13 protein-coding genes are annotated in these 14,749 nt (G+C 71.8%); 5 read left to right on the top strand and 8 right to left on the bottom strand.

The features are described from left to right. Nucleotides 1–123: 123 nt before the first annotated feature. Entirely contained in the window at nt 124–2,634 is a 2,511-nt protein-coding gene (locus tag IAG42_RS27810) for an ABC transporter ATP-binding protein/permease (protein WP_188339696.1), read from the bottom strand. Nucleotides 2,635–2,892: 258 nt separating this feature from the next. Between IAG42_RS27810 and IAG42_RS27805 the strand changes: the two genes are divergently transcribed. Together IAG42_RS27805 and serB are read left to right on the top strand one after the other, a co-directional pair. After that, a complete protein-coding gene (locus IAG42_RS27805) occupies nt 2,893–4,527 on the top strand; it encodes a streptophobe family protein (RefSeq protein WP_188339695.1) in 1,635 nt (544 codons plus the stop codon). 285 nt (nt 4,528–4,812) lie between these two features. Further along, the gene (gene serB / locus IAG42_RS27800) at nt 4,813–6,051 is read left to right on the top strand and encodes a phosphoserine phosphatase SerB (RefSeq protein ID WP_188339694.1); all 1,239 of its coding nucleotides are present in this window, start codon (nt 4,813–4,815) and stop codon (nt 6,049–6,051) included. Between the two features lie 63 nt (nt 6,052–6,114). On the opposite strand, the gene IAG42_RS27795 is transcribed toward serB, so the two are convergent. The 4 genes from IAG42_RS27795 to IAG42_RS27785 form a co-directional block, all read right to left on the bottom strand. Further along, nucleotides 6,115–6,633 (bottom strand): SixA phosphatase family protein, encoded by a 519-nt coding sequence (locus IAG42_RS27795; protein WP_188339693.1) that lies wholly within the window; start codon nt 6,631–6,633, stop codon nt 6,115–6,117. A 287-nt stretch (nt 6,634–6,920) separates the two neighbouring features. Continuing rightward, complete coding sequence (locus tag IAG42_RS27790; protein WP_188339692.1) at nt 6,921–7,127, bottom strand: hypothetical protein; 207 nt, start codon at nt 7,125–7,127, stop codon at nt 6,921–6,923. Between the two features lie 194 nt (nt 7,128–7,321). Next, complete coding sequence (locus IAG42_RS38375; protein ID WP_262928316.1) at nt 7,322–7,441, bottom strand: SGM_5486 family transporter-associated protein; 120 nt, start codon at nt 7,439–7,441, stop codon at nt 7,322–7,324. A gap of 43 nt (nt 7,442–7,484) precedes the next feature. Next, on the bottom strand, nt 7,485–8,795 hold the full coding sequence (locus tag IAG42_RS27785) for a CynX/NimT family MFS transporter (RefSeq protein ID WP_188339691.1): 1,311 nt from the start codon (nt 8,793–8,795) through the stop codon (nt 7,485–7,487). Between the two features lie 121 nt (nt 8,796–8,916). Here IAG42_RS27785 and IAG42_RS27780 point away from each other — a divergent pair, with 121 nt between their 5' ends. Further along, nucleotides 8,917–9,609 carry a FadR/GntR family transcriptional regulator gene (locus IAG42_RS27780; protein WP_188339690.1) on the top strand — a complete coding sequence of 231 codons (693 nt, stop codon included), beginning with the start codon at nt 8,917–8,919 and terminating at the stop codon, nt 9,607–9,609. Here the strand turns inward: IAG42_RS27780 and IAG42_RS27775 are convergent. The 3 genes from IAG42_RS27775 to fabG form a co-directional block, all read right to left on the bottom strand. After that, the gene (locus tag IAG42_RS27775) at nt 9,587–9,904 is read right to left on the bottom strand and encodes a hypothetical protein (protein ID WP_188339689.1); all 318 of its coding nucleotides are present in this window, start codon (nt 9,902–9,904) and stop codon (nt 9,587–9,589) included. The genes IAG42_RS27780 and IAG42_RS27775 overlap by 23 nt on opposite strands. 188 nt (nt 9,905–10,092) lie before the next feature. Beyond that, on the bottom strand, nt 10,093–10,869 hold the full coding sequence (gene fabI, locus IAG42_RS27770; RefSeq protein ID WP_188339688.1) for an enoyl-ACP reductase FabI: 777 nt from the start codon (nt 10,867–10,869) through the stop codon (nt 10,093–10,095). A gap of 5 nt (nt 10,870–10,874) precedes the next feature. After that, on the bottom strand, nt 10,875–11,591 hold the full coding sequence (fabG, locus tag IAG42_RS27765) for a 3-oxoacyl-[acyl-carrier-protein] reductase (RefSeq protein ID WP_188339687.1): 717 nt from the start codon (nt 11,589–11,591) through the stop codon (nt 10,875–10,877). 186 nt (nt 11,592–11,777) lie between these two features. Here fabG and IAG42_RS27760 point away from each other — a divergent pair, with 186 nt between their 5' ends. Both IAG42_RS27760 and IAG42_RS27755 read left to right on the top strand, forming a co-directional pair. Next, entirely contained in the window at nt 11,778–13,301 is a 1,524-nt protein-coding gene (locus IAG42_RS27760; RefSeq protein WP_188339686.1) for a TldD/PmbA family protein, read from the top strand. Then, nucleotides 13,298–14,692, top strand: a complete 1,395-nt coding sequence (locus tag IAG42_RS27755; RefSeq protein WP_188339685.1) for a metallopeptidase TldD-related protein — start codon at nt 13,298–13,300, stop codon at nt 14,690–14,692. The genes IAG42_RS27760 and IAG42_RS27755 overlap by 4 nt, the downstream gene beginning before the upstream one ends. Nucleotides 14,693–14,749 lie beyond the last annotated feature (57 nt).

Genomic DNA, 14,749 nt, shown 5'->3' with positions numbered 1-14,749 from the left:
GCGTACCGAGACTCGCTGACGGGACCTCCGGGTCTCCGGCGCACGCCGCACCCCCCACGACGGAGAAGGGCGGCACCCGCGAGGGTGCCGCCCTTCTCCGTCGTCCGCGTACCTGAGCCGTGACTACTTGCGCATGACCTCGGGCTCGTGGCGGCGCAGCAGGCGCGCGACCGCGAAGCCGCAGACGACACCGAGGGCGATCAGGATCGTGAGGTTGATGCCCCACTGGCCGACCGAGTGCTCCCACAGCGGGTCCAGGTCGTTCGGCTTCTGCTGGTCCCACGGCGGCATGAGGTGTGCCAGGTCCAGCGTGGCTCCGGCGGCGCCGATGGCCCAGCGGGACGGCATCAGCCAGGCGAACTGCTCCAGGCCGAGCGTTCCGTAGATCTGGAAGAGGACGCCGGTGAACACGACCTGGACGATCGCGAACATGACGAGCAGCGGCATCGTCTTCTCGGAGGTCTTCACCAGCGAGGAGATGACCAGGCCGAACATCATCGAGGTGAAGCCGAGCGCGATGATCGAGATGCAGAGCTCGACCGCCGGCGGCATCAGCAGGCCTTCCGCCGGAAGGTCGCGCGGGGCGAAGCCGATACCGCAGATGATGATGCCCTGGATGGCCGTGATCACGCCGAGGACGATGACCTTGGACATCAGGTACGCGGAGCGGGACAGGCCGGTCGCCCGCTCGCGCTCGTAGATGACCCGCTCCTTGATCAGCTCACGGACCGAGTTGGCCGCGGCCGAGAAGCACATGCCGACGGCGATGATCAGCATGATCGTGCCCGCGTCGCCGTTGAACCGGGACGGCGGCTTGGGCGGCGCGAGGCCGAAGTCGGCGGGGATGACCACCGAGACCAGGCCGAGCACCGCGGGCAGGATCACCATCAGGCCGATGAAGCCCTTGTCGGAGGCGATCACCGAGCAGTAGCGGCGGATCAGTGTGATCAGCTGCGAGCCCCAGGGCTGCGGCTTGGGCGGCCTGACCGCGGCGGGCGGCGGCATCTGCACCGACTGCGGGGCGACGGCGTCGATGTCCGCGGCGTACATCTGGTAGTGCTGCGAGCCCTTCCAGCGGCCCGCCCAGTCGTAGTCGCGGTAGTTCTCGAACGCGGAGAAGACGTCGGCCCAGGTCTCGTAGCCGAAGAAGTTGAGCGCTTCCTCCGGCGGACCGAAGTAGGCCACCGAGCCGCCCGGCGCCATGACGAGGAGCTTGTCGCACAGGGCGAGCTCGGCCACGGAGTGGGTGACGACGAGGACCGTGCGGCCGTCGTCGGACAGGCCGCGCAGCAGCTGCATGACGTCGCGGTCCATGCCCGGGTCGAGGCCCGAGGTGGGCTCGTCCAGGAAGATCAGGGACGGCTTGGTCAGCAGCTCCAGGGCCACCGAGACGCGCTTGCGCTGGCCACCGGAGAGGGAGGTGACCTTCTTCTCCTTGTGGATGTCCAGCTTGAGCTCGCGCAGCACCTCGTCGATGCGCTGCTCGCGCTCCTGCTCGCTGGTGTCGGCGGGGAAGCGGAGCTTGGCCGCGTACTTGAGCGCCTTCTTGACGGTCAGCTCCTTGTGCAGGATGTCGTCCTGCGGGACCAGACCGATGCGCTGACGCAGCTCGGCGAACTGCTTGTACAGGTTCCGGTTGTCGTAGAGGACGTCACCCTGGTTGGCGGGCCGGTAGCCGGTGAGCGCCTTGAGCAGGGTGGACTTACCGGATCCCGAGGGGCCGATGACGGCGATGAGCGACTTCTCGGGGACGCCGAAGGAGACGTCCTTGAGGATCTGCTTGCCGCCGTCGACGGTCACCGTGAGGTGGCGCGCCGAGAAGGAGACGTCACCGGTGTCGACGAACTCCTCGAGGCGGTCGCCGACCAGGCGGAACGTCGAGTGGCCGACGCCGACGATGTCGTTCGGGCCGAGCAGCTGGGAGCCGCCCTTGGCGATCGGCTGACCGTTGACGTACGTGCCGTTGTGCGAGCCGAGGTCGCGGATCTCGAAGCGGCCGTCGGGCGTCGCGTGGAACTCGGCGTGGTGGCGGGAGACCTGGAGGTCGGAGACCACCAGCTCGTTCTCCAGCGCACGACCGATGCGCATCACGCGGCCGAGGGCGACCTGGTGGAAGGTCGTGGGGCTGCGGTCGCCGTAGACCGGCGGGGCGCCGGCCGGGCCGCCCTGCTGCTGCGGCACCTTCTGCGCCGGCGGCTGCTGGTTCCAGGCCTGCTGCGGGGGCTGCTGCTGCGGCGCCTGCTGCTGGGGCCACGCGGCCTGCTGCTGGTGCTGCGGCGGGGCCTGCTGCGCATGCTGCTGCGGCGGCGTGGCCACGGCGGCGGCCTGGGCGCTGCCCTGCACGCTGACCTTGGGACCGTCGGTCGAGTTGCCGAGATGCACCGAGGAGCCGGGACCGATCTCCATCTGGTGGATCCGCTGCCCCTGCACGAAGGTGCCGTTGGTCGACCCGTGGTCCTCGATGACCCAACTGCGGCCGCCCCAGCTGATCGTGGCGTGACGCCAGGACACCCGGGCGTCGTCGAGCACGATGTCTCCCCCAGGGTCGCGCCCCAGGGTGTACGGCCTGGACGGGTCGAGCGTCCAGGTCCTGCCGTTCAATTCCAGTACGAGTTCAGGCACTCCATGCCCCACTGAGTTGTCCCCCGATTTTTGCCCCCGTCATGGGGAGTCTAGGGATGTCGAACATCGTGAGGAACTATTTCAGGAAGCCCCCCGTGACCGAAAGTCGGGCCTTGCGTCGGGGGTTGTGAAGACTCCCCCGCCCCGTCCTCGCGTCCGCCGTTGACGGGGACGATACGGGCCCCGAGAGTGGTAAGAGCCCACAACTCCCTACGGATCATGAGTAAATGGGAAATCAGGGGCGTTGCGGGACGGATCGGGGGGTCCAAGATGTCCGTGACGGAGACCGGCCGGCGCACCCGGCGGCCGGGTGCCGCGCTCGCCGGCGATGTGCTGATCTCGGCCGTCGCCGCTGTGAGCTGGGCTTTCATCGGGATGGTGGGGGTCGCCGCGCTGGGCCTGCACCTGCTGGACGCGGACGCGGCCGGTTCCCTCGGGCCGATGACGGCCGCCGTCGTGACGCTCGGCGTCGGCGGGCAGGTGGCACCGTCGGGCGACGTCTCGGCCTTCGGTCTGGACACGGCTCAGACACATACGGCGATCGACGTCGCCCCGCTGGGTGTGGGGCTCACCGGTGCGCTGCTGCTCAGCTGGTTCTTCCTGCGGTCCCTGCGTTCAGGGGCCGTTGAGGTGGGATTCGGGGAACTGGCGGCGCGCGCGGGCACGGTGACGGCGCTCTTTCTCGGACTGCTCGGCGGGTTGTCGTGGGCGGGTCACGACCTCATCACGATTGACGGTACGAAGCTGGGTCTTGGGGGCATTCCCGACAAGGGGGGCCTGCCCGCGGGGATCGCGGACCGGCTGCCGGGCGGTGTCGCGGGGTTGTTGCCCGGCCGGCTCGGCGACCTCGCGGGGGCGAAGGCGTCGGTGGGCTTCACCGTGCGGACGGGGCCGACGCTGGTGGGCGGTGCGGTGTTCGTGGTCGGGGTGCTGCTCATCGCGCTGCTGGCGTCGCGGCGCACCCCGCTGCCGCGCGTCCTGGACCCGCTGCACCGGGTGGTGCGGCCCGCGGTGTCGGCGCTGGTCGGGGTGGTGCTGCTCGCGGTGCTCGCCGGCCTCGCCGCGGCGGCGTACGCGATGGCCGGTGACGAGCATCCGAGGCGGATCGCGGGCGCGGCGCTGCTCGGGGCGCCGAACGGGGTGTGGCTCGGGGTGCCCCTGGGACTGTTCGTGCCGTGGGACGGGGCGGCGACGGGTGGGCTCGGGCAACTGTTGCCGGACCCGCTCGGGGAGCTGCTGCGGGTGTCGGCGGACGAGCCGGTGACGGTGGGCAGGCTCGCCGAGCTGGACGGGCGGGTGTGGCTGCTGCCCCTGGCCGCGGCCCTGATGATGCTGTGCGCCGGGGTCCTCACGGCGGCGCGCACCCCGCGCGGGCCGCGCCAGGGCGTGCTCGTCTTCGCGGCGCACTGCGCGCTCCGGCTCGGCGTGGTCACCGCCGTGGCCCTCCCCCTGTTGGTCCGGCTGACGGACGTCTCGGCGTCCTCGTCCCTCTCGGTCCTGGGCTTCGACGCGTTCGACGCGGGGGTGGAACTGCACGGTCGTACGGGGACGGCCTTGCTGCTCGGGGCGGTGTGGGGGGCCGGGGCGGGCGGCTGCGGGGCCGTGCTGGCCTGGGCGGCAGGGGCGGCGGGCTCGCGTGCGGCGCGGGCCGCCGTCCCCGCGCCCGATGAGCGGGCGGGTCCGTACGCCCCGTCCCACCCGTACGGCTCGCCGGATGTTCCGGAGAACCCTTATCTGGAGCCGGAGCCCGATCCGCCCGGGGGCGAGGTGCGGGACGACGTCTCGGCGGCGCCCACGATGGCGGCCCCGCTCCGGCCGCCGCGGCCCTCCGAGCGCCCGCGCTCCGCGTCCTGGCCGCCGCCTCCCCCTCCACCGCCGCCTCCCCCTGCGGACGGGGACCTTTAGGCCGACGCGGGGCCGCGGGCCGGTGGGGGCTGGTCGCGCAGTTCCCCGCGCCCCTGAGATGCATGGCGCTTCGCGCCGCATCTCCCCGACAAAGGCGCGGGGCGCCTTTCATCTGGGGAAGGCGCGGCGAAGCCGCATGCCTTCCAGGGGCGCGGGGAACTGCGCGATCAGCCACGACGAGACCCGCACCCGGCGACAAAGCGGCGGACCTGCGGCGGGAGGCCGTGTCCGGCACTCGGACCGCGGCAGCGGCTTCGTACACAGGCCCGATAACGTAGAAACATCATGAGCGCTTCGCAGCCCCAGCACCCTGCTGACGCCCCGGCCGGTCTCGCGGCCGATGTCCCGACTCTCCTGGTCAAGATCTTCGGCAAGGACCGGCCCGGCATCACGGCCGGACTGTTCGACACCCTCGCCGCCTACTCCGTCGACGTGGTCGACATCGAGCAGGTCGTCACCCGCGGCCGCATCGTCCTGTGCGCCCTGGTGACCGCGCCGCCGGCCGGTCTCGACGGCGAGCTGCGGGCCACCGTCCACAGCTGGGCGGAGTCCATCCGGATGCAGGCCGAGATCATCTCCGGCACCGGTGACAACCGGCCGCGCGGTGTGGGCCGCTCGCTGGTCACGGTCCTCGGTCACCCGCTCACCGCCGAGTCGACGGCCGCGATCGCCGCGTCCATCACCGCGACCGGCGGCAACATCGACCGCATCTTCCGGCTCGCCAAGTACCCCGTGACGGCCGTCGAGTTCGCCGTGTCCGGCACCGAGACGGAGCGGCTGCGCACGGCGCTGGCCACGGAGGCGGCGCGCCTGGGCGTGGACGTCGCGGTGGTCGCGGCCGGTCTGCACCGGCGCGCGCAGCGGCTCGTCGTGATGGACGTCGACTCGACGCTCATCCAGGACGAGGTGATCGAGCTGTTCGCGGCGCACGCGGGCTGTGAGGACAAGGTCGCCGAGGTGACGGCCGCGGCGATGCGCGGCGAGCTGGACTTCGAGCAGTCGCTGCACGCGCGCGTGGCGCTCCTGGAGGGGCTCGACGCGTCGGTCGTGGACAAGGTCAGGAGCGAGGTCCGGCTGACGCCGGGGGCCCGCACCCTGATCCGTACGCTGAAGCGGCTCGGCTATCAAGTGGGCGTCGTGTCCGGCGGGTTCACGCAGGTCACGGACGATCTGAAGGAGCGGCTCGGGCTCGACTTCGCGCAGGCCAACACGCTGGAGATCGTCGACGGGAAGCTGACCGGCAAGGTCACCGGCGAGATCGTGGACCGGGCGGGCAAGGCGCGGCTGCTGCGCCGGTTCGCCGCGGAGGCCGGGGTGCCGCTGGCGCAGACGGTGGCGATCGGCGACGGTGCGAACGACCTGGACATGCTGAACGCGGCGGGCCTCGGGGTCGCCTTCAACGCGAAGCCGGTGGTGCGCGAGGCCGCGCACACGGCGGTGAACGTGCCGTTCCTGGACACGGTCCTGTACCTGCTGGGGATCACCCGCGAAGAGGTCGAGGCCGCGGACACGCACGAGGGCTGACCTGCCGGACGGCAGACGTGAGGCGCGGGTCCCGGTCCTTCCGGGGCCCGCGCCTCGTGCGTGTCACTCGCTGGGCGCCCAGTAGTCGACGAGGGTCGCGGTGCCGGGCTCCAGGCTCTTCCAGGAGCCGGGGAAGGTGAGGACGGCGAAGGCGGCCGTGGGGAAGCCGCGCCGGTCCACGCGCTGCCGGGTGTCGCCCTCGGCGTCCTTGGCGAGGATCTCGGTGAGGGCCTGGACGCCGGGGTTGTGGCCGATGAGGACGAGGTCGCGCACGTCGTCCGGCGTCTCGTTCAGCACGGCGATCAGCTCGCCGGGCGAGGCCTCGTAGATCCGCTCCTCGTACACGGTCCTGGGCCGCTCGGGCAGCTCGGCGACGGCGAGCTTCCAGGTCTCGCGGGTGCGGGCGGCGGTCGAGCAGAGGGCCAGGGCGAACGGGATGCCGGAGTCGGCCAGTCTGCGGCCGGCTACGGGGGCGTCCCTGCGGCCCCGCTCGGCGAGCGGCCGGTCGTGGTCGGAGACCTGCGGCCAGTCCGCCTTGGCATGCCGGAAAAGAACGATCCTGCGGGGTTCTGCGACGCTCATGGCTCCCAGCTTCGCACGAAACCGGCCATGAGGCGCAGGGAGTTGACGCGCTCGCCCGGCACGGGTGAACAGCGGTGCGGGAGGCTAGGGCGTGTCCGCAAAGTCCCGTCGTCCGCCCGGAGGGCGGGCCGGGCGGCGTCTGGTGCGTGCTCTCGGTGCGCCGGGCGCAAGGCCTCGTACTGGATGTACTTGGCCTTACGCCCGGTGCGGCGAGAGTGCGTGCCAGGCGTCGACCGGCTGGGGGCACCTCCCAGCGTTAGCTGGGGGAGGGACTTTGCGGACACGCCCTAGCGCTGGATGAGTTCCCTGGCGCGTTCGAGGACGTGCGTGAAGGACGGGTCGCCCGCGGCGGCCTGCGCGTCCGCCGGGTTGAGGATCAGCAGGAGCAGGGCGACGAACGCGACGGCGGGCAGGACGACCGCCCACCAGGGCAGCCGGGTGTCCGCGCCGCCCGCCGCCGACGCGTGGGTCCGGGTGTGGGTGGGGGCCTGCATGGCTGCCTCCGGGTCCGTGGGCGCCGCGGTCCGCCACCGCGGTGGGCCGCCCGGTCGGGGCGACACTTCGACGGTACGGATCGCAGGGGCCCGGGCCCATCCGGTGATCCACCCACTCGACCCTGACCCTGGCCCCCTAGGGGACGGTGGGGTTGACCCCACCCTCCGGCGCGCGGCCGGGACGGGTCACCCGGTCACGGGGAGACGATCGTCGCGATGACGGCGATGACGACGGTGACGGCGATCATCGCGCCGAAGACGGCGAGAAGCTTCTTCTGGCCGTTCTGGGGGTTGGGTTCGAGCACAGGCGACATGCGGCAAGTGTCGCACCCGTCCCCCGCCGTCGGGCCCCCGGGGTCAGGCCGCGGCGGCCGCCTCGTCCTCGACCGTGCGGTTGCGGCCCGCGAAGATGCCGACCACGATCTGCGGCACCATCAGCGCGGCCATCAGCGCGATCGGCACGCCCCAGCCGCCGCTGTGCTGGTAGAGGACGCCGACGAGCAGCGGGCCCGGGATCGAGATGAGGTAGCCGGTGGACTGGGCGAAGCCGGAGAGCTTGACGACGCCGGCGCCGGTGCGGGCGCGCATGCCGATCATCGTGAGGGCCAGCGGGAACGAGCAGTTGGAGATGCCGAGCAGGATCGCCCAGACCCAGGCGCCGGAGGCCGGGGCGAAGTACAGGCCCGCGTAGCCGGCGAGGCCGCAGGCGCCGAGGAGGACCACCATCGGGCCCTGGCTGGACAGCCGGGCGGCGACGCGCGGGATGACGAAGCCGAGCGGCACGCCCATGACCATGCAGACGGCGAGCAGCACACCGGCGGTCGAGGCGGAGACCCCGGCGTCGCGGAAGATCTGCGCCATCCAGCCCATGGTGATGTACGCGGCGGTGGCCTGGAGGCCGAAGAAGCAGGCGAGCGCCCAGGCGGTGCGGCTGCGGGCGATGCGCAGTCCGGTGCCGTCGTTCTCGGCGGGCACCGACTCGACGGCCGGGGCCTCCTGTCCGGCGGCCTGCTGCGGGTCACGCCGGTCGCGGACCAGCGGGAGCCAGGGCAGCACGGCGGCCGCCGCGAGCACGGACCACACGGCGAGGCCGGTCTTCCAGTCGCCGCCCATGGCGTCGGTCACCGGGACGGTGATCGCGGCGGCGGTGGAGGTGCCGGCGGCCAGGGCCATCGAGTACAGGCCGGTCATGGAGCCGACGCGGTCGGGGAACCAGCGCTTGACGACGACCGGCATCAGGATGTTGGCGACCGCGATGCCCATGAGGGCGAGGGCGGTGGCGGCCAGGAAGGCCACCGTGTTCCCCGTGAAGGGGCGCAGGGCGAGGCCCGCGGCGATGGCGGCCATGCCGAAGCAGACGACGGCGGCGGGGCCGAAGCGCTTGGCGAGGCGCGGGGCCATCGAGCCGAAGAGCGCGAAGCAGAGCGGCGGCACGGAGGTGAGGACGCCGGCGACGCTGCCGCTCATGCCGAGCCCGTCGCGGACCTCTTCGAGGAGGGCGCCGAGACTGGTGACGGCGGGGCGCAGGTTCAGGGCGGCGAGGACGATGCCGACGGTCACCAGGCGCAGCGCCCAGGTGCGTGGCGCGGTGCTCTTGACCGGCTCCGCGGTCGTGGGGGGCGTCGGGGCGGTCGGTGGTGCCATCGTCGGGGTTTCCTCACTAGCCATGAGACCCATATTAGAATCATGGGATGATTGGTTGTCCAATCGGATTGCGTCACACTGGACCTGGGGGCCCGCCTCCCGGCCCGCCCCTCCGCGTTCGTACGAGCAAGCACGAAGGAACGTCATGGCACTGACCTCCCCCCGGCGCTCGGCCCTGTCCGAGCAGGTCATCTCCGCCCTGCGCGCCCAGATCTCCTCGGGCGAGTGGCCGGTGGGCTCCCGGATCCCCACCGAGCCGGAGCTCGTCGAGCAGCTCGGTGTGGCGAGGAACACGGTGCGCGAGGCCGTCCGCGCGCTCGCGCACAACGGGCTCCTCGACATCCGGCAGGGCTCGGGCACCTATGTGGTGGCGACCAGCGAGCTGGCCGGTGTGATGCAGCGGCGGTTCGCGGACGCCGATCCGCGGCACATCGCCGAGCTGCGCTCCACGCTGGAGTCCAGCGCGGCCGCGCTGGCCGCGCAGCGGCGCACCGAGCGGGACCTCAAGCAGCTGCACACCCTGCTCCTGCGCCGGGAGGAGGCGTGGGAGGCGCGCGACGCAGAGGCCTTCGTGACGGCGGACTCGACGTTCCACTTGGCCGTGGTGGCCGCGTCGCACAACGACGTGATGACGGCGATGTACGCGGACCTCGGCGAGGTGCTGCGGGACTGGCTGCGCGAGGACGTCGGCGAGCGCCTGACGGAGGAGAACAACATGGACCACACGGCGCTGGTGGACGCGATCCGTGAGGGGGACGCGGAGGCGGCGGCGACGGAGGCGGCCAGTTACGCGTTCCTGTGCAGGTCGGGCCGGCTCACCGCGCCTTCCGGTGACTGACCCAGGCGGTCCGTACGTCCTTCCAGCAGCGCCCGGCGAGCCGTACGGTCTCGGCCGGGCCGACCGCGCGCGGCGCGGTGTCGGTGTCGATGTCCCACCAGCGGTCGCACTCGACGTGCAGGGCGACCCGGTCGACATCCGGGTAGGGGTTGTGGCAGGTCGCGCTCACCCGTGACCCGTCGACCCTGACCCGGCACCCGGCCCCGGAGGGCTCGGGCGCGGCGACGCTGTCCGCGCCGGCGCCCAGCAGGGCGAGCGCGACCAGCACGGTGGCTATCCGATGGCTCAGACGCACGAAGGGACCTCCCGCACCCAGCGTGCGTGGAGGTCCCTCGTGGTGGCCCGGTCTACTGCTCCGTCCGGGGGATGATCAAGCCCCCGAAGGGGCACGGGGAACTGCGCGGGAAGGGACCACGCGGGATCAACCGCGAACGAAACCCGGCCCCCGCGGCGCAGAGGCGCCCCCGCCGAACCCGCTGAGCGCTACGCTCCGATGGCGTGCAGGCCGCCGTCGACGTGGATGATCTCGCCCGTGGTCTTCGGGAACCAGTCCGAGAGCAGCGCGACGATGCCGCGGCCGGCCGGCTCCGGGTCCTCCAGCTTCCACTCCAGCGGGGAGCGGCTGTCCCAGACGGAGGCCAGCTCGGCGAAGCCCGGGATGGACTTGGCGGCCATCGAGCCGATGGGACCGGCCGAGATCAGGTTGCAGCGGATGTTCTGCTTGCCCAGGTCACGGGCCATGTAGCGGCTGGTGGCCTCGAGCGCGGCCTTGGCCGGGCCCATCCAGTCGTACTGCGGCCACGCGAACTGCGCGTCGAAGGTGAGGCCGACGACGGACCCGCCCTCGGACATGAGCGGCAGCAGCGCCATCGTGAGCGACTTCAGCGAGAACGCCGAGACGTGCATGGCCGTGGCCACCGACTCGAACGGCGTGTTGAGGAAGTTGCCGCCGAGCGCGTCCTGCGGCGCGAAGCCGATGGAGTGCACGACACCGTCGATGCGGTCGCCGAGGTGCTCGCGGACCTGGCCCTCCAGGCGGGCGAGGTGCTCGTCGTTGGAGACGTCGAGCTCCAGGACCTTGACCTTGTCGGGCTCCGGCAGCTTCTTGGCGATGCGCTCGGTCAGGGTCGGCCGCGGCCAGGCGGTGAGGATGATCTCCGCACCCTGCTCCTGGGCCAGCTTCGCGGTGTGGAAGGCGATGGAGGACTCCATCAGCACACCGGTGATGAGGATCTTCTTGCCCTCGAGGATTCCAGCCATGGTGTTCAGTGACCCATTCCCAGTCCGCCGTCAACCGGGATGACGGCTCCAGTGATGTACGAGGCGTCGTCCGAGGTCAGGAACTTCACCACACCGGCGATCTCCTCGACCTGCGCGTACCGGCCGAGCGGGACCTGGGCGACGATGCCCGCGCGCTGCTCGTCGGTGAGCGCCTGCGTCATGTCGGTGTCGACAAAACCGGGGGCGACGACGTTGAAGGTGATGTTGCGCGACCCGAGCTCACGGGCCAGGGAGCGCGCGAAGCCGACGAGGCCGGCCTTGGAGGCGGCGTAGTTCGCCTGCCCCGCGGAGCCGAGCAGCCCGACGACGGAGGAGATCAGCACGACGCGGCCCTTGCGAGCGCGCAGCATGCCGCGGTTGGCACGCTTGACGACCCGGAAGGTGCCCGTGAGGTTGGTGTCGAGGACGGACGTGAAGTCCTCCTCGGACATGCGCATGAGGAGCTGGTCCTTGGTGACGCCTGCGTTGGCGACGAGGACCTCGACGGGACCGTGCTTGTCCTCGATCTCCTTGTAGGCCTGCTCCACCTGCTCGCCGTCGGTGATGTCGCACTTGACGGCGAGGAGACCCAGCTTCTCGAGCTCCGCCGGGTCGCCCGAGCGGTACGTGATCGCGACCTTGTCGCCGGCCTCCGCGAATGCGCGGGCGATGGCGAGGCCGATGCCCCGGTTTCCTCCGGTGACGAGAACCGAGCGGCTCAACGGATCACCCTTTCGATAGCGGTCGTCGTACCTCGGAAACCTATCGGTACGACCCGGGGTACGGAGAATCGGCCACCCACAGCGCCACCCCCGACTCACTGTCGGGTCCCTACAGAAAGGTCTGGCCGCGCACCCCCGCCGCGCGACATGATCGGGGCTCACGGTGGTGAGGAAAGGGAGACATTCGTGCCTCATACGATCGATGAAGCCTTCACGGCGCTGCCGCTGCGGGCGCTCGCCGACGCGGCGCTGGCCCGCGCGCGGGCGCTGGGCGCCGAGCACGCCGACTTCCGCTTCGAGCGGGTGCGCAGCGCGGCGGTGCGGCTGCGGGACGCCAAGCCGTCGGGTTCCTCCGACACGACGGACCTGGGCTACGCGGTGCGGGTCGTGCACGGCGGCACGTGGGGTTTCGCGTCCGGCGTCGACCTGACGATGGACGCGGCGGCGAAGGTGGCGTCGCAGGCCGTCGCGATGGCGCAGCTGAGCGCGAAGGTGATCAAGGCGGCCGGATCGGACGAGCGGGTCGAGCTGGCGGCCGAGCCGGTGCACGCGGAGAAGACCTGGATCTCCTCGTACGAGATCGATCCGTTCTCGGTGCCGGAGGAGGAGCGGGCGGGGCTGCTCGCCGACTGGAGCGCGCGGCTGCTGGCGGCCGACGGGGTGTCGCACGTGGACGCCTCGCTGCTCAGCGTCCACGAGAACAAGTTCTACGCGGACACGGCGGGCACGGTGACGACCCAGCAGCGGGTGCGCCTGCACCCGCAGCTGACCGCGGTCTCCGTCGACGGCTCCAGCGGCGAGTTCGACTCGATGCGCACCATCGCGCCACCGGTCGGGCGCGGCTGGGAGTACCTGACGGGCACGGGCTGGGACTGGGAGAGCGAGCTCGCGCAGATCCCCGAGCTGCTCGCGGAGAAGATGCGCGCCCCGAGCGTGCGGGCCGGTTCGTACGACCTGGTGGTGGACCCGTCGAACCTGTGGCTGACGATCCACGAGTCGATCGGGCACGCCACCGAGCTGGACCGCGCGCTCGGCTACGAGGCGGCGTACGCGGGCACCTCCTTCGCCACCTTCGACCAGCTCGGCAAGCTCAAGTACGGCTCCGAGATCATGAACGTGACGGGTGACCGGACGGCCGAGCACGGGCTCGCGACGATCGGCTACGACGACGAGGGCGTGGCCGGGCAGTCCTGGGACCTGGTGAAGGACGGGACGCTCGTCGGCTACCAGCTGGACCGGCGCATCGCGAAGCTGACCGGGTTCGAGCGGTCCAACGGCTGCGCCTACGCCGACTCCCCCGGTCATGTGCCGGTGCAGCGGATGGCGAACGTGTCGCTCCAGCCGGACCCGGGCGGTCTGTCGACGGAGGACCTGATCGCGGGCGTGGACCGCGGCATCTACGTCGTGGGCGACCGGTCCTGGTCGATCGACATGCAGCGCTACAACTTCCAGTTCACCGGCCAGCGCTTCTTCAGGATCGAGAACGGGCGGCTCGCCGGGCAGCTGCGCGATGTCGCGTACCAGGCGACGACCACCGACTTCTGGGGCTCGATGGCCGCGGTCGGCGGCCCCCAGACCTATGTCCTCGGCGGCGCCTTCAACTGCGGCAAGGCCCAGCCGGGCCAGGTCGCCGCGGTCTCCCACGGCTGTCCCTCGGCCCTGTTCAAGGGCGTCAACATCCTCAACACGACGCAGGAGGCCGGTCGATGAGCCCGCGTTCCACCAAGCCGTACGAGATCGTCGAGCGCGCCCTGGAGCTGTCGCGGGCCGACGGCTGTGTCGTCGTCGCGGACGAGACCTCGACCGCGAATCTGCGCTGGGCGGGCAACGCGCTGACCACGAACGGCGTGACGCGCGGCCGGACCCTGACGGTGATCGCGACGGTCGACGGCAAGGAGGGCACGGCGACGGGCGTCGTGTCCCGGGCCGCCGTGACGGCCGACGACCTGGAGCCGCTGGTGCGGGCCGCGGAGGAGGCCGCCGCGAAGGCCGGGCCCGCCGAGGACGCGCAGCCGCTCGTGGACGGCGTACCGCACTCTCCCGGGTTCACCGAGGCGCCGGCCGAGACGTCCTCCGCGGTGTTCGCGGACTTCGCGCCGGCGCTCGGCGCGGCCTTCGCCCGGGCGCGGGCCGGCGGCCGCGAGCTGTACGGCTTCGCGAACCACGAGATGACGTCCAGCTACCTGGGGACGTCGACGGGCCTGCGGCTGCGGCACGACCAGCCCAACGGGACGCTCGAACTGAACGCGAAGTCGCCGGACCGCTCCCGCTCGGCGTGGGCGGGCCGCTCCACCCGGGACTTCAAGGACGTCGACCCGGGGGCGCTCGACGCCGAGCTCGCCCAGCGCCTCGGCTGGGCCGAGCGCCGGATCGACCTGCCCGCCGGGCGGTACGAGACGCTGCTGCCGCCGACGGCCGTCGCGGACCTGCTGATCTACCAGCTGTGGTCGGCGGGCGCGCGGGACGCCGCGGAGGGCCGGACCGTGTTCAGCAAGCCGGGCGGCGGCACCCGGATCGGCGAGCGGCTGAGCCCGCTGCCGCTGACGCTGCGCAGCGACCCGTACGAGCCGGGCCTGGAGTGCGCGCCGTTCGTCCTGGCGCACTCCTCCGGGGACGACGCGTCGGTGTTCGACAACGGGCTGCCGGTGAGCGCCACGGAGTGGATCGCGGACGGCGAGCTGCGGCAGCTCACCACCACGCGGCACAGCGCCGCCCTGACGGGGCTGCCCGTCGCGCCGGCCGGGGACAACCTGATCCTGGACGGCGGCACGGGCCGCTCCCTGGACGAGATGGTCGCGGGCACGGAGCGGGGGCTGCTGCTGACCTGCCTCTGGTACATCCGCGAGGTCGATCCGGCGACCCTGCTCCTGACCGGGCTGACCCGGGACGGCGTGTACCTCGTGGAGAACGGCGAGGTGGTGGGCGAGGTGAACAACTTCCGGTTCAACGAGTCGCCGGTGGACCTCCTGGGGCGGGCCACCGAGGCCGGGCGCACGGAAAAGACGCTGCCGCGCGAGTGGGGCGACTGGTTCACTAGAGCGGCGATGCCGGCCCTGCGGGTGCCGGACTTCAACATGAGCTCGGTCAGCCGGGGCGTCTGACGCCCATAGACTGGCAGCGTTCATCCAGCTTCATTCATCAGGTACGTACGAGGAGAC

The organism is Streptomyces xanthii (assembly GCF_014621695.1).
Taxonomy (GTDB): Bacteria; Actinomycetota; Actinomycetes; order Streptomycetales; family Streptomycetaceae; genus Streptomyces; species Streptomyces xanthii.
This window is presented reverse-complemented; position numbering and strand designations above follow the sequence as displayed.